The organism is Pseudomonas sp. FSO-7 (assembly GCF_059579345.1).
Window position 1 is genome coordinate 3,570,403 of record NZ_CM184193.1, and the last position, 15,429, is coordinate 3,585,831.

At 66.1% G+C, this 15,429-nt stretch carries 13 protein-coding genes and 2 pseudogenes; all 15 read right to left on the minus strand.

What is annotated here, in order from left to right; translation table 11 throughout:
• Window positions 1–3 precede the first annotated feature (3 nt).
• A pseudogene (locus tag AC515T_RS15580) lies at window positions 4–523 on the minus strand (hypothetical protein); the annotation flags it as partial.
• A 94-nt stretch (window positions 524–617) separates the two neighbouring features.
• Window positions 618–1,493, minus strand: coding sequence for a methyl-accepting chemotaxis protein (locus tag AC515T_RS15585; RefSeq protein WP_496533144.1), 876 nt, complete (start codon window positions 1,491–1,493; stop codon window positions 618–620).
• Window positions 1,479–2,552: pseudogene (locus AC515T_RS15590) on the minus strand (HAMP domain-containing protein); the annotation flags it as partial. The gene AC515T_RS15585 and the pseudogene AC515T_RS15590, both read right to left, overlap by 15 nt.
• Before the next feature lie 39 nt (window positions 2,553–2,591).
• Window positions 2,592–2,912 (minus strand): DUF6285 domain-containing protein, encoded by a 321-nt coding sequence (locus AC515T_RS15595; RefSeq protein WP_496529032.1) that lies wholly within the window; start codon window positions 2,910–2,912, stop codon window positions 2,592–2,594.
• Window positions 2,909–3,946 (minus strand): phosphotransferase family protein, encoded by a 1,038-nt coding sequence (locus AC515T_RS15600; protein WP_496529033.1) that lies wholly within the window; start codon window positions 3,944–3,946, stop codon window positions 2,909–2,911. Before AC515T_RS15600 ends, AC515T_RS15595 begins: the two co-directional genes overlap by 4 nt.
• Window positions 3,947–3,960: 14 nt before the next feature.
• Window positions 3,961–4,614, minus strand: a complete 654-nt coding sequence (locus AC515T_RS15605) for a histidine phosphatase family protein (protein ID WP_496529034.1) — start codon at window positions 4,612–4,614, stop codon at window positions 3,961–3,963.
• A 9-nt stretch (window positions 4,615–4,623) separates the two neighbouring features.
• Complete coding sequence (locus tag AC515T_RS15610) at window positions 4,624–5,388, minus strand: SDR family NAD(P)-dependent oxidoreductase (protein WP_496529035.1); 765 nt, start codon at window positions 5,386–5,388, stop codon at window positions 4,624–4,626.
• On the minus strand, window positions 5,388–6,566 hold the full coding sequence (locus AC515T_RS15615) for an acyl-CoA dehydrogenase family protein (protein WP_496529036.1): 1,179 nt from the start codon (window positions 6,564–6,566) through the stop codon (window positions 5,388–5,390). Before AC515T_RS15615 ends, AC515T_RS15610 begins: the two co-directional genes overlap by 1 nt.
• Window positions 6,567–6,578: 12 nt before the next feature.
• Window positions 6,579–7,361, minus strand: coding sequence for an SDR family NAD(P)-dependent oxidoreductase (locus tag AC515T_RS15620; protein WP_496529037.1), 783 nt, complete (start codon window positions 7,359–7,361; stop codon window positions 6,579–6,581).
• A gap of 19 nt (window positions 7,362–7,380) precedes the next feature.
• Window positions 7,381–8,553, minus strand: a complete 1,173-nt coding sequence (locus AC515T_RS15625) for an acetyl-CoA C-acetyltransferase (RefSeq protein ID WP_496529038.1) — start codon at window positions 8,551–8,553, stop codon at window positions 7,381–7,383.
• Window positions 8,554–8,608: 55 nt separating this feature from the next.
• The gene (gene fadB / locus AC515T_RS15630; RefSeq protein ID WP_496529039.1) at window positions 8,609–10,762 is read right to left on the minus strand and encodes a fatty acid oxidation complex subunit alpha FadB; all 2,154 of its coding nucleotides are present in this window, start codon (window positions 10,760–10,762) and stop codon (window positions 8,609–8,611) included.
• 28 nt (window positions 10,763–10,790) lie between these two features.
• Window positions 10,791–11,765, minus strand: coding sequence for an NAD(P)H-dependent flavin oxidoreductase (locus AC515T_RS15635; RefSeq protein WP_496529040.1), 975 nt, complete (start codon window positions 11,763–11,765; stop codon window positions 10,791–10,793).
• 92 nt (window positions 11,766–11,857) lie between these two features.
• On the minus strand, window positions 11,858–12,451 hold the full coding sequence (locus tag AC515T_RS15640) for a TetR/AcrR family transcriptional regulator (protein WP_175650608.1): 594 nt from the start codon (window positions 12,449–12,451) through the stop codon (window positions 11,858–11,860).
• 103 nt (window positions 12,452–12,554) lie between these two features.
• Window positions 12,555–13,682, minus strand: a complete 1,128-nt coding sequence (locus tag AC515T_RS15645; RefSeq protein WP_496529041.1) for an acyl-CoA dehydrogenase family protein — start codon at window positions 13,680–13,682, stop codon at window positions 12,555–12,557.
• 14 nt (window positions 13,683–13,696) lie between these two features.
• Entirely contained in the window at window positions 13,697–15,304 is a 1,608-nt protein-coding gene (locus AC515T_RS15650) for a GMC family oxidoreductase (protein WP_496529042.1), read from the minus strand.
• Window positions 15,305–15,429 lie beyond the last annotated feature (125 nt).

A 15,429-nucleotide genomic window follows, 5' to 3' on the forward strand; every position in this document is an offset into this window, starting at 1 on the left:
TGCCTACCTTTTGATTGACCATGAAGGCCCAGCCACGTCCAGAGGATCGCCCGATCCTCTGCGGCGACCGCTGCCAGCGTGACCGTGCTGTAACCGAGCTACGTTCTGATCAATGCGGTCCTGGATTGTGCGCAAGGTATCTCGAGTAATAATTTGTAGATACTGGGCCTCGGCGATAACTGCAAACCGGCTCGCCACATCACAAATGCCATCAATCGCCCTGCCTGCAACGTCCGTGGGCACCTCGGCTTCTTCGGCAAGCCTGAGCATTTGCGCGCGGGAAATCGACAGGGCTTCTCCCATGACATCCCCTCGGATTTCTGTCCTTCGGGTGCCACGGGCTCAAACGCAATGGCACCAATCGCATTGCTGCCGATGTTGGCCAGCCGCTCCAACGAGCCGATGCGCGCCGGAACATACGGTCCATCAGCAACATGCCCCACCCATCCGGCAACGCATCTTAAACAGGCCCCGGCAAGTGCAGTTGGTGGTCCGGAAAATCCCGGCGCAACTGAGAACCCTCCTAAAACACTATCAAGCCGCGTAACAACCTAATTTTGTGGCTTATCAGTTTTCAGGGGACCTTGATCAATCCTCGTTTCTTTGTTCCGACACCCTCAAAAATTCCGAAAGAACTCAATCCGCTCCCTCAACTGCCGCCCCAGGTTCGAAACCTCCTGAGTGGATAGATCGATCTGATGATTCGTCGCCACATTCAACTGAGTCACATCGCAGATGCGCACCACCCTGTCGCTGATCTGCTCCGCCACGCTGCTCTGCTCCTCGGCTGCGGCGGCGATCTGCTGGTTGCGCTGTTCGATGACCGACGCCATGCGGGTGATGTATTCCAGTGACGAGCCCGCCTCTTCGGCCAATAACAGGCAGTCATCGATCAAAGCCAGGCCCGATTGCATTTCCTGAACCACTTGGGTGGTGACGTGGAGCAACTGGTCGATGGTGCCCTCGATTTCCCCGGCCGACTGGCGCGTGCGCCCGGCAAGGCCACGCACGCCGTCGGCGACCACGGCGAAACCACGGCCGTACTCGCCAGCCCGCGCCGCTTCGATGGCCGCATTCAGGGCCAGCAGGTTGGTCTGTTCGGCCAGGGCCTTGATCACGTCCAGTACCCGCACGATGCTGCGGCTCTGCTCATCCAGACGGGCAACGGAACCTGCGGTCTGTTGCATGCCATCGGACAGCAACCTGATCTGCCCGAGCATCTGCAGCACCACCTGCTCGCCGCGCTTGGCTCTGTCATCAGCTTCCAGCGCGGCCTGGGACGCGCGGGCGCCATCTTCGGCGACGCTCTGGGCACTGGCCGCCAGTTGCTGCACGGCGCTGGCGGTCTGCTCGGTTTCGCTGCGCTGCCGGTCCATACCGTCGAGGCTTTCACGACTGAGCATTCCAAGGCCCTCAGTAGCCCGGGATAACTGACTCACGCCGCGCTGGATATGTCCCACCAGCCCACGCAGGTTGCCGGTCATGCCATGCATCGCCTGTTGCAGCTCGCCGAATTCATCGCGCCGTGGGCAGTGCGGCTCCTCGCGCAGATCACCATCGGCCACCCGTCGAGCCATTACCAGGGTTTCGCGCAGCGGTTGCAGGGTCAGCCGGCGAATCAGCCAGGCGGCCAGCACGCTGAGGAGCATGGAAAACAGCAGGATCAGGCCCATGCCCAGCAGGAAACTGCGACTCTGCTGATGCAGCAGCGCGGCCTCATGGTCGTAGGCGCTGGCGCTCAGGCCAAGCATCTGTTGCGCCAGACCGATCATGCGGGTCTGGCTGGTGGCGCTGCTGTGCATGCCGTCGCGATAGCCGACAAAGGCTTCAGTGTAGTACTGCAAGGCTTTCAGGGCGTCCTGCAAGGCGCTGCGGTGTGGACCTTCGACCTGGCGCGAGAGACTTTCCAGGTTTTCGGTGATGCCGGCATTGAAGGTGTGCCAGGCATCGTAGTGCTCGGCGCTGGGTTGCAGGTCCCAGGTGAACTCCAGGGTGCGCAAGGTCAGCAGCATACGAACCAGTTCCGCCACATCGTTGGCCCGGTCGAGGGCCTCGACGGCGCTGATCGCGGCCTGCTCGTCGAGGCCTTTGGCGGCGTCGAAGAAGTCCTGCTCCAGGGTTTCGAAACTGCGCCGCACCTCGTCCGCCTGTTGCTGCATCTTGACCCTGGCCTGCAGGGCATCCTGTTGCAGCTGGTCGAAGCGCTCGAACTCTTCAAGGTATTGACCCTTGGCGACATCCAGGGTCTCGCGGCCCGGCAAGCCGGGATGCCGGTGCAGATAATCGGACAATTGCGTCACCAGTGCCCGCACCTGCCCCGCCGCCTCGCCGCTGCGCTGGTGGGCGAAGGTGCGTTCGGCCACCTGCACCCGCAGCACCAGCAGTTGCACCTGGGACAGGTCGCTGGCCCGTTCGTTGCCAGCGGTCAGCAGGTCAATCACCTTGAAACCGCTGAGGCCCACCACCAGGGTCAGCAGGCAAGTCAGGCCGAAGCCCAGGTACAGGCGGTTGCCCACCGACAGGTTGGAAAGTCCGAGCAGGATGGCGCGCATGTTGTTGTCCTTGTTGTATGCGGCGAGGCGCGGGCGGCCTCAGTCGAAAATACCGGCGTAAACCTCCAGCAGCCGGGGATTGCTGATCCGCAGCTTGGCGCGGGTGTGCTCCAGCAGCGCCGGGAACAGCGCGCCGTCATCGTGCTCGCCGCGGCGAATGGCCAGCGCCACTTCCCGGGTCAGAGCCCGCGTGGGATCGGACGGGAGCGCGGGCACCTGTTCGCGAATGGCGATGGCCAGGGCGCTGGCCAACATCCGCGCTTCGTAGTGCAGCTTCGCCGGCAAAGCGGGCAACAAGCGCTGCAACAGCGACTCACGGGCGGTCAGCAACAGGTCGTGGGCATCAGGCAAGCGGCTCATGGGGCCTCCCGGGTCAGCTTGAGGATTTCGATTTCCAGGTCCGGCAACAGGCGCCCAGTCAGCGCCAGTTCCAGCGAGCGTTCTTGGCCGCTGAGGTGACGCTGGGCCTGTTGCAGGGCGATCACACCCCAGCGCAGGTGCGCCATGACTTGCCAGTAGGTCAGCTCGGCGGGCGCCAGGGCGATGCCGCCGGCCCGTTGGTAAGCGTCGAGGAACGTGCGCAGATCGCCGATGCCACCGGCCTCGCGTTGCGGCGCGGCGAAGCGCCAGCAGCGGGCGCTGAACCAGCCGAGGTCTTCCCGCGGGTCGCCGAAGGCGGTGAACTCCCAGTCCAGCACGCCACTCAGACGGCCGTGGTCGACGAGGTAGTTGCCGGTGCGGAAGTCGCGGTGGATCAAGCGCAGCGGCAGCGACGGCGGAACGTGCCGCTCGCACCAGCGCAGCCCCCACTCCAGTACCGGCTGCGGTTCTGCCAGGGTGTCGAGGTAGCGGCGGTATTCGGCGATCGCAGCCAGGGCCGGTGAGCCTTCGGGGCGCGAGAGGAAATCCAGCTCACCGGAGATCGGCTCGATACCGTGCAGGCGGGCCAGCGTCCCGGCCAGGTCTTCCAGCAGCGCATCGGAATCGGGCAGCGCATCCCGTTCACGGGTCAGTCGATGGCCGGCAGCGATGCCGTCCAGGCACTCCATCAGAAAATACGACCGGCCCAACGCCACGCTGTGCTCGACCATCAGCACAGGACGAGGCACCCGCACTCTGGCCTGGTAAACCCGCTGCAACACGGCGAACTCCTGCAGGCGGCCGAGGCTCGCACCCACCGCCGACGGCGCATCGGTGCGCAATACCCAGGCGTACCGGGCACCGTCGACAAGCAGGCGCAGCGCCCAGTTTTCCTGCACCGCACCGCCGGAGAGGCGCTGCACAGAAAGGATTTCCAGCGCCCGCGCCGACAGGCTATCCCCAAGCTCGGCAGCCAGGGCCGCGAGCACCTCGGGTGCATCCAGGGCCCGGACGTCGGTTGAATCAATGCTCATGCTCTATTCCCGTTTCATATACGGCTGGCCAGCGCCGCCGGCAGGTGCGCCGTGCTGTTGAAGACCCGCAGCGACAAGCGCTGCACGTCGAAAACGATTTCGCTGAGCGAGGCGTTGTCCAGCGCCAGCAGCAGTTCGTGGACGCGATTGTCAGGCAGCCCCAGCACACGGCAAGCAAGCATGGCGATGGTGCCCGCCGAGGTCACCGCCAGCAGCCGCTGGCCCCGGACACCTTGGCGCAGACTATCGAGCCAGTCGCCGACGGTGGCGCCGAATTCGGCCAGTGGCGTGGCGCCGGCGACCGTTGCCGTGCCGGTGGACCAGTGGCGCAACTGCGCACCGTAGTGCCGCAACTGAGCCGCACGATCCTCGGGCCAGGGCTCATCCCGTACCAGCAACTCGCGCCTGGCGGCCGCCAGCAGGGCGTCGCCCTCGGCGAACTCGTCCAGCGCCGGTACGGCCAGCAACCCGGCGTCGCTGACCGCCGCGCGTGCCGTGTCCCGGTGCCGGCGGCGTGGCCCGACATAAACCGCGTCGAACGCCATCCCCCGCTCGGCGAAAAACACCCCGGTGGCCTCGGCCTGACGCATACCCAGCGGCGACAGACTGTCGTAATCATCCGCACCGAAGGCGGCCTGGCCGTGACGCAGCAGCAACAGACTGGACATCGGCCGCTCCTACAACGAACTGATCAAGTGGCCGCCATCGACCGCCAGGGTTGCCCCGGTGATCGACCGCCCGGCGTCGCTGGCCAGCAGCAGCAAGGCGCCGCGCAGGTCTTCCGGGGTGGCGAAGCGGCGCTGCGGGATCCGCGACAACAACCGTTGCCCGGCATCACTGGCGAGGAAGTCCTGGTTCAGCTCGGTGCTGATATAACCCGGTGCCAAGGCGTTGACCCGGATGCCATGGCGGGCCAGTTCCAGGGCCAGGGCGCGTGTCAGTTGCAGCACCCCGGCCTTGGACACCGCGTAGGGCGCCACGCCACCGGCCACCCGCTCGCCGAGGATCGAGGCGATATTGATGATGCTGCCCGGTCGCCCCAGCGCCACCATCTGCCGCGCCACGGCGGTGGCCATGCTCCAGCAACCCTTGAGGTTGGTGTCGAGCACGGCGTCCCAGTCCTGTTCCTCCTGTTCCAGCGCCGGCTTGGCAATGCTCACTCCAGCGTTGTTGACCAGCACATCGATACCGCCGACACCGCGCAGCTCGGCCAACGCTGCGTCGATCGAGGCGGCGTTGGTGACGTCCAGTTCCAGCGCCCTGGCCGTCGCACCCTGCCAGCGCAGGTCTGCCACCAACGTGTCGAGGCGCTCGCGGCGGCGCGCGGCAACCAGCACCTCGGCCCCCGCTGCAGCCAGGAAGCGGGCGAAGTGTTCGCCCAGGCCGCTGGAGGCGCCGGTGACCAGCGCACGTCTGCCGGCAAGGTCAAAGACGCCACTCATCAACGGAACCTCGCCGAGTTGTGCTGGCGGTCGATGTGCCGGGCGATACTCCAGCGGTGGGTCTCCGACGGGCCGTCGTAGATGCGGAAAGCACGCATGTCACGGAAGATGCGCGAGACCACGCGCTCGCCGGTCACGCCGCTGCCGCCGAGCACCTGCACGCTCCGGTCTACCACCCGCCACAGGGCTTCGGAACACAGCACCTTGGCCACACTGGACTCATGGCGACCCTTCTGGCCCTGGTCCAGCAGCCAGGCGCAATGCCAGATGGTCAGGCGCGCGCTGTGCAGGTCCATTTCGTTGTCGGCCAACTGGAAACCCACGCCTTCGTGCTCGATCAGGCGCTTGCCAAAGGCCTCGCGCTCGCTGACATAGGCCACCGCCTCGTCATGGGCGCGGCGCGCCTGGCCGAGCCAGCGCATGCAATGAGTCAGGCGAGCCGGCGCCAGGCGCACCTGGGCATAACGCAAGCCCTGCCCCACTTCTCCCAGCACCGCGTCGGCGGGTACCCGAAGGCCGTCGAAATGCACCACGCAATGGCCACCGGTGAAGCAACTGTCGAGGGAGTCCATCAGCCGCTCGATCTTCACACCGGGCTGGTTCATGTCGGCGAGGAACATGGTGGCCTCACCGTCCTCAACCCGCGCCATGATGATGGCGAAGCCAGCACCTTCGGCCCCGGTGATAAACCATTTGGTGCCGCTGATCACGTAGTCATCGCCATCGCGCCGGGCCGTGGTGCGCAACATCGAGGGGTCGGAGCCGGCACCCGGCGCAGGTTCTGTCATGCAGAAGCAGGAGCGTACCGTGCCCTCCACCAGTGGCCGCAGCCAGCGTTTGCGCTGGGCCGGGCTGGCGACCACTTCCAGCAGGTGAATATTGCCTTCGTCGGGGGCGTGGATATTCATCGCCACAGGGCCCAGGGCCGAATAGCCGGCTTCTTCGAAGACGATGGCCTTGGCAATGTGGGACAAGCCCATGCCACCCAGTTCGGTGCCGGCGTGGGGACTGAGCAGCCCCCATTCCCGCGCCTGCGCCACCAGTTCGTCGCGCAATGCCTCATGGGGGCCATGGCCATCCTGGCGCGGATCGGTTTCATAACGGCGCACCACTTCATCGATGAAACGCCGGGTTTTCGCCTGCAAGGCCTGCAGGGTTGGGTCGATTGCGAAATTCATGGGCAGAAATCCTCAGCGCGGCGCCATGCGGATGGCGCCGTCCAGGCGCAGGCAGGCGCCGTTGATGTAGCCGTTCTCGATGATGGACAGGACCAGTGCGGCAAATTCCTCGACCCGGCCCAGGCGCGTGGGAAACGGCACCGAGGCGCCGAGGGCATCCAGCACCGATTGCGGCGCGCCCTTGAGCAGTGGCGTGTCGAAGATCCCCGGCAGGATGGTGTTGACCCGGATGCCCTCGCCGGACAAGTCCCGTGCGACTGGCAGCGTCATCGCCGCAACGCCGCCCTTGGACGCCGAGTAGGCGGCCTGGCCGATCTGGCCGTCCTCGGCGGCCACCGAAGCGGTATTGACGATGACCCCGCGCTCGCCATCAGCCAGCGGCGCTAGCGCCAGTTGCCCGGCGGCGCTCTTGGCTAGGGCCCGGAAGGTGCCGAGCAGATTGATCTGGACGATGCGGTCAAAGTCGCTCAGCGGGAAATGGCGGATTTCGCCGGTGACCCGATCACGTGATGCGGTCTTGATGGCGTTGCCGGTGCCTGCGCAGTTGACCAGCACCCGCTCCTGGCCAAGCGCCTCGCGGGCTCCCCGGAAACCCTCATCGACACTGGCGTCGGAGGTGACGTCGACCTTGAAAAAGGCGCCGCCGACTTCTTCGGCCAGGGCCAGGCCGAGGTTTTCGTTGAGGTCGAAGATCGCCACCCTGGCGCCGCGGGCGGCCAGGGCGCGCACCGTGGCGGCGCCGAGGCCGGAAGCGCCGCCGGTGACCACGGCGACGATGGAATTGTCGAGTTTCATGCTGCTGGCTCTCCAGAAATCAAAGGCGTTCGATAATCGTGACGTTGGCCAGGCCGCCGCCTTCGCAGACGGTTTGCAGGCCATAGCGCTTGCCGTGACGGCCGAGGGCATGGAGCAGCGTGCCGAGCAGCTTGGTGCCGGTACCGCCCAGGGGATGGCCGAGGGCGATGGCGCCGCCGTGGACATTGAGTCGCTGCGGATCGGCCTCCAGCGCCTGCAACCAGGCCAGCGGCACCGGGGCGAAGGCTTCGTTGACTTCGTAGAGGTCGATGTCGTCGATGCGCAAGCCGGCGCGTTGCAGCGCGCGGCGGGTCGCCGGAATCGGTGCTTCGAGCATGATCACCGGGTCGTGGCCGAGGACACTGATGTGCTCGATACGCGCCAGCGGCTCGACGCCGAGGGTCTTCAGGCCGCGCTCGTTGACCACCAGCAACGCCGAGGCGCCATCGCAGATCTGGCTGGCGCTGGCGGCACTGACGCGCCCGCCCTCGGTGAGCAGCTTGACCCCGGCGATACCTTCGAGGGTGGCGTCGAAACGAATACCCTCGTCCACCCGGTGCCAGTCGCTGCCGCCGCCTTCGAGGCTGATGCGCACCGGCACAATCTCCGCGTCGAAGGCACCGCTACGGCTCGCCTCGGCGGCCTTGCGGTGGCTGTCGAGGGCGAAGCGGTCGAGGGTGTCCTTGTCCAGCCCGTATTTGCGGGCAATCGCCTCGGCACCATCGAACTGGCTGAACACCACGCCCGGATAACGCGCTTGCATGCCCGGACTGACGTACTGGCCGTAGCCGTGTTGCTCAGGCAGCCAGTGCGCCAGTGCCATGGGCACGCGGCTCATGCTCTCCACGCCGCCCGCGACGACGATGTCCTGGGTTCCGGACAACACCGCCTGCACGGCGAAATGCAGGGCCTGTTGGGACGAACCGCACTGGCGGTCGACGGTGGTCGCCGGGATGCTTTCCGGCAGCCCCGCTGCCAGCACCGCATTGCGGGCGATATTGCTGGACTGCTCGCCGGCCTGGCCGACACAGCCGAGGATCACGTCGTCGATCAGCGCCGGATCAATGCCGGCGCGCTGCACTAGGGCGTTCAGTACTTCACCGGCGAGGTCCGCCGGGTGCCAGCCGGACAAGCGTCCGTTGCGGCGACCGCCCGCAGTACGCGCGGTGGCCACGATATAGGCTTGAGCCATGCTCGATTCCTTGTTCTTGTTGTCGAGGGTGCCGGGCCAAGCAGGCCCGGTCAGTTCAGGGATAGAAACGGCCGTCGTTCACCGCCAGTTCCAGCAGCAGCGCCGGCGCCCGGTAGGCCTCGCCCAGCGCCGCGTAATGGGTGCAGCGCGATAACAGATGGGCGGCGCCGAGCCAGTCGGCATAGACCAGCGCGCCGCCGAGATACGCCGGGAAACCCAGCCCCAGCAGCAGGGCGGTATCCAGTTCGGCGGCGCTGGCAACCACACCTTCCTCGAGGGCATGAATGGCTTCGACGATCATCGCCAGCATCAGCCGCTCGGTGATTTCCTCGTCGCTGAATGCCCGCTCCGCACCACTACGAGCGGCGGCCACCAGGGCCTGGGCTTCGGGATCGGGGAAACGCGCCGGGCGCCCGCCGGGACCGGCCTCGTAGCGGTAGAAGCCCTTGCCGTTCTTCTGACCCAGACGCCCCGCTGCCAGCAACGCCTTGATCGCATTGCCCGGCACCGCCGGCATGCGCCGCGGATAACCGGCAAAAATCACATCGCAAACATGGGCGCCGGTATCCAGGCCGACCACGTCTTCCAGATAGGCCGGACCCATGGGCCAGCCGAACGCTTCGGCGGCACGGTCCACCGCCTCATAGTCGGCGCCCTCGCCCACTAACTGCAGGAAGGCGCGGATATAGGCGGCCAGGATGCGGTTGACCAGAAAGCCCGGACAGTCCTTGACCACGATTGGCGTCTTGCCCATTCTCAGCGCCAGGGCCACGGCACTGGCGACCGTGGTCGCGCTGCTGCGGCTGCCACGGATGATCTCCACCAGCGGCATCACCGGCACCGGGTTGAAGAAGTGCATGCCGGCAAAATTTTCCGGCCGGACCAGGCCCACGGCGATCTCGTCGATCCCCAGTGACGAGGTGTTGGACAACAGCACGGTACGTGTCGAGACCCGGCGTTCAGTCTCCTGCAAAACGCTGCGCTTGACCGTCAGGTTCTCCACCACCGCCTCGATGACGATGTCGGTCTCGACAAAGCCACTGTGGTCCAGTTGCGGGGTGATCGCAGCCAGTGCGGCAGCGGCACGCGCCTCACTGAGACGGCCGTTGCCAACCTGCCGCGCCAGCAGCTTGGCGGCCTCGGCCATGCCCTGGTCGAGGGCCTGCTGATGGATGTCTTTCATCCGCGTGGCCGTGCCGTGCAAGGCACTGGTGTAGGCGATACCGCCGCCCATGATGCCGGCGCCCAGCACCACCGCCTGGCGGATCGGCTCGGCCTGGCGATCATGCTGACGGCTGATCTTCTTGATCGCCTGGTCGTTGAGGAAGGTGCGCACCAGCGACGACGCCGCCTGGGTCTTGGCCACCTTGGCGAAGGTTTCGCCTTCGAGGCGCAGGGCCTCCCGGTGGCCGGCGTGACTGGTCGCCTCTAGCAGATCGACCACCCAGCTGCGGGCCGGCTGGTGCTTGCCGGCCAGGCGCCGCGCCTGGGCACGGACCTGTTCGAAACGGTCGGCGTCGACGATGCCTGCTGGAGGACCCAGGCGCCGCTCGCGGCGGGCACGCCAGTCGAGTTGACCGGCGGCTGCCTGCTCCAGCAACTCCAGGGCGGCGGCGCGCAGTTCGCTGGCGGCCACCTGCTGTTCCACCACACCCGCCTCCAGTGCTGCGGCGGCGGATTGCGGCTTGCCGCTGACGATCCAGTCCAGCGCCACCTCCAGCGTGCTGACCCGCGGCAGGCGAACGGTTCCGCCGTAGCCGGGAATCAACCCGAGACTGACTTCAGGCAGACCGATGCGGGCGCCCTCCGCCATGACCCGGTAATCGAAGGCCAGGGCCAGTTCCAGGCCGCCGCCAAGGGCGAAGCCGTTGATGGCAACCACGCTGGGGACCGCCATGGCGGCCAGCCGCTCGAACAGTTGGTTGGCCTGCCAGGTGTGGCTGACGATGTCCTGCCGGGTGCGGGTGAACAGGTCGGTGAATTCAGTGATATCGGCGCCCACCACGAACACGTCGAGGCCACTGCTGACCAGCAGACCACGCAGGTCGCCCTGCTGCTCCAGCAGGCCGAGAGCGGTGCTCAGTTCGTCCACGGTGCGGGCGTCGAGCTTGTTGATGGCAGCATCGTCGCGGCGCAGGCGCAGCTCGGCGAAGCCTTGTTCGATTCGCGCCAGGGTCAGGGACTGGCCACGGAAGAGAAAATCGGTCACTGCAAAGCCCCTCTTGTTGTTTTTCGGGTCAGGCGTCGAACTGGCCGACCACGCGTCGCACTTGCTCGCGGGCCTCGGCGACCATGCGCTCGATCAGCTCGGCGCAGGTGGGAATGTCATTGATCAGGCCGACGCACTGGCCGGCGGTGATCACCCCGTCGTCCACCTGCCCCGACTCCAGCGCCGCACGTCCGCGGGCACCGGCCACCAGCGGGCGGATGTCCTCGAAGGTCACCCCGCCCTCGCGGCGCTCAAGGCTCACCACTTCTTCTGAAATGGCATTGCGCAGCACCCGCGCGGTGTTGCGCAGGCTGCGGAAGATCAGGCGCGTGTCGCGCTCGTCGGCGGCCAGCAGCGCCTGCTTGATGGACGGGTGGATCGGCGCTTCCTGGGTGGCGCAGAAGCGCGTGCCCATGTTCACGCCCTCCGCGCCCAGGGCCAGGGCGGCGGCGAGGCCATGGCCGTCGGCGATGCCGCCAGAGGCGATCACCGGAATCGACAGCCGCCGCGCGGCGGCGGGGATCAGCACCAGGCCGGAGATATCGTCTTCACCGGGGTGGCCGGCGCATTCGAAGCCATCGATGGAGACCGCGTCGACGCCATTGCGCTCGGCGGACAACGCATGGCGCACCGCCACGCATTTGTGGATCACCACCAGCCCGGCCTGTTTGGCCTTGGCGATGAACTCGCGGGGGTTGTTGCCGGCGGTTTCCAGCACCTTCACGCCGGACTCGATGATGACGTCCAGGTAGGCCTCGTAGGGCGGCGGATTGATCGACGGCAGGAGCGTCAGGTTGACCCCGAACGGGCGTGACGTGAGGGTGCGGCAGCGGGCGATCTCTTCGGCCAGTGCCTGTGGGTCTGGCTGGGTCAGCGCGGTGATGATCCCCAGGCCGCCAGCATTGGAAACTGCCGCCGCCAGCTCGGCGCGGCCGACCCACATCATGCCGCCCTGGATGATCGGGTAGCTGATGCCCAAGAGTTTCGTGATTCGTGTATTCATGCCTGTGGCCATCCACCTGAACAATCGGTCGATGGCCATGGTCCGGCATCAGCGGGGGGGCGGGTATCGTCGGTTACGACGAATCTGCGGAGCTAGAACGCGTAGAGAAACACCCGCAGCGTCTCGACGAACATCGCATCGTCATCAAGCTGATTGGCATTGACCGCCTCGGCCAGCGCCGGGTATTCGGTCTGGTCGAACTCGGGCATCGGCGGCACACCACCGGCACGGCTCATGGCGCCAATCAGGGCCGAGCCATAGGTGAGTTTTTCCACGCCTTCGATAACCAGCATCTTGCGCTCGGCGGGGATGTCGTAGCGGGTGGCCCAGAAATCGTAGTACTTGAGCATCAGGTGGCGGGGGAAGAACTGCAGCAGCAGCGGCGCCGCCTTGGGGTGCCGGAGGATCGAAGCACGCACCGCCACGGCCAGCTCGATCAACGCATCGCGCCAATTGCCGGTGGTGCGCAGGTTGGGAATGATTGCGTCGACCTGGATCATCCGCGCCACTTCTTCGAGCATCTCCGACTTGCCCTTGAAGTGGTAATACAGCGATGGGGCCTGCACACCGAGCTTGCGCGCCACCAGTTGCAGGGTCAGCCCGTCGATGCCTTTGTCGTCCACGACTTCCAGTGCGGCACGTACCGCCAGTTCCTTCGAGATGATCGGTTTTGAAGGTCTACCCAAGAGAATCATTCCTGTGAGAGCCGTCAGCGCCTGCATCGTGCGGGCGCCGTCGTTTGAGTGGGGAGCCGGCGCGGTTGCCGGTCATCGACGATGCGCGATTCTATCAGGGCGCCAGAGGCTGGAGAGCATTGTATCGGACCAAATGAAAGTCACGACTGCCGAACTCCCGCTCCAGAGCGGTGGCGCGGCGAAAGTAGTGGCTGATCGCGATTTCGTTGCTCATGCCCATGCCGCCGTGCAACTGCACGGCTGACTGGCCGACAAAGCGGCAAGCCGAGGCCATTACCACCTGGGCTGCCGAGGCCGCCGGGCCACTGTCGGGCGTGTCGAGGCTGAGGGTCGCCAACAACGAGGCCGAGCCGGCTTTGAGCACGTGCAAATACATGTCCACCAGACGGTGCTGGACCACCTGGAAACCCGCCAGCGACTGACCGAACTGGCGACGCTGGCCGACATGGGTGCGGGTCTGTTCGAGCATTTCGCCGAGCAGGCCGCGGGCCTGGGCGCAGGCACCGGCGACGGCGATATCGCGCAGGCGTTCCAGGTGAGAAAACACTGCGCCCTCCTCGCCCAGCAGCGCCGACGCATCGAGCCTGACCCGATCCAGTTGCAGGTCGGCGGCGTGGCCGCCATCGACGCAGGGGTATTCATTCAGGCTGAACCCTGGCGTGTCCTTCGGCAACAGGAAGAGCGACAACCCCTGCATGTCACCAAGGCGGCCAGAGGTCCGAGCCACCACCAGGAAATGACTCGCGCAGGCGGCGCTGCGCACCAGGCACTTGCGTCCGTCGAGGGTCCAGCCGTTGTTGTCACGGCTCGCGCGCAGGGCGATATCGGCGAAGTCATGGCTTGATTGCGGCTCGGCCCACGCCAGTACAGCGATGGCTTCGGCGGCGCTCATTTCATCCAGCAAGGTTTCAGCCCGCTCGCCGCCCAGGGCCGCCAGCAGGTGCCCCGCCACGACCACGGATTCGAGAAACGGCTCGCGCAGCAAATGCCGGCCGAACACTTCCAGTACCAGCGCATGCTCGACATGCAGCGCCTCGCCGCCCACCCTCGGCACCAGCAGGCCGAGGCCCAGTTCGCCGATCAGTCGGCGCCACAGCTCCTGGCCCTGGGGTACAGCCCAGGCCAGGCCGGCGGTTGAGGTGGGCCTGTGACGGTAATCACGCATGCAGCGTTCAAGGGTGTCCTGCAACAGGCGCTGCTCGGTGGTCAGGGACAGATCCATCGGTGTGTTCTCCCTTAGTTGGCCACGTCGCGCAGGATCAGGTCGGCCGCGCGCCAGGCCATGGCCATGGTCGGGCCGTTGGTGTTTCCCGACGGGATCTGCGGGAAGATCGAGGCGTCGACCACCCGCAGCCCGCTGACACCGCGCACACGCAGCGCCGAATCGACCACCGAAGCGTCATCCTTGCCCATCCGGCACGTGCCCACGGCGTGGTAACCGCAACTGCCGTGCTGGTCGTAGGCGGCAAGGATCTGCTCGTCGCTGACGCACTGCGGGCCGGGGAAGGTTTCTTCGGCAATGTAGGGCGCCAACGGTGATTGCGCAGCGAACTCGCGGGCCAGTTGCAGGGTGCGGATCATCAGCGCGCGGTCGTGCTCGGTGGTGCGGTAGTTGGGTTTCAGCTCCGGCAGCTGGTGCGGGTCGCGGCTGCGGATGTTCACCTGGCCCTTCGACGTCGGGCGCAGCGGATAGGCGACCATGCCCAGGCCCGGATGCTTCTCCAGGGTCTGGCGGTGGGTGCTGTAGTCAAAGGTGAACGGCGCGACGAGGAACTGGATGTCCGGGCGCGGCTGGCTCGCATCGGACTTCAGCCACAGGCCCATTTCATAGGCTGCCGACGACATCGGACCGCTGTGCCGGAGCACATATTGCAGGGTGTTTTTCAGCAGACGCAGGCCGGTGTATTCACGGTTGTCGGAGAACGGCTGGCGCAAGCGCCACTGAGGCAACAGGGCACGGTGTTCCAGCAGGTTCTGGCCGACCTCGGGGTTGTCGCAGACCATCTCGATACCAAGATCGCGCAACAGATGACCCGGCCCGACGCCGGAGCGCTGGAGAATTCCCGGTGAAGCCATGGCGCCGCAGGCAAGGATGATTTCCCGACGGGCACGCAGGGTGCCGCTGATGCTGCCGCCGGACGCCAGTTCGACGGCCACCGCCTGTTGGCCGTCGAACAGCACGCGGTCGACGGTGGTGTCGCTGATGATGGTCAGGTTGGGGCGCCCGCGCACCGGCTCGATAAACGCCCGTGATGCGCTCTGGCGCTGGCCCTTCCAGATGGTCCGCGAGGAATAGCCGACCGCTGGCTGATCGTCGGGCTGGTTGACGTCGTCCTTGCGCGGCAGGCCCATGCTGACACCGGCTTGCAGCACGGCTTCGGTCAGGGCATTGCGCCGATCGGCCAGGCTCAGGCGCAGCGGACCCTGGTCGCCGCGGGTCGGGCCGGCACCCAGTTGGTGAGATTCCAAAGACCGGTAGGCTTCGCCGATATGAGCCCAGGCCCAGTCGTCGCTGGACTGCGCGGCGATCTCGTCGAAATCCGCCGGCTGGCCGCGCACGTACATCATGCCGTTGATGCTGCTGGAACCGCCCATCAGCCGGCCGCGCGCCCAGATATCACCGTTGAAGGCATTGCCCTCCTCCGGTTCGGCGGGATACAGCCAGGTGCAACTGGCGTCCTGCATGACCTTGGCCAGGCCCTTGGGCATCTTGACGAAATAGCTGTTGTCGCGCCCGCCCGCCTCCAGCAAGGCCACGCTGACCCGCGAATCGGCGGACAGCCGATGGGCCAATACACAACCGGCCGCGCCGGCGCCGACGATGATGTAATCGAATTCAGCCATGGTACTCACTCGTTTTTATTGTTGTTGGCACACGCCGGAACGGTTGACACAGGCCCCGGGACATTTATCTAATCTATTTAGATATTTTTCCAGGGTCAACCCACAATGAAAACAATGAGGACCTG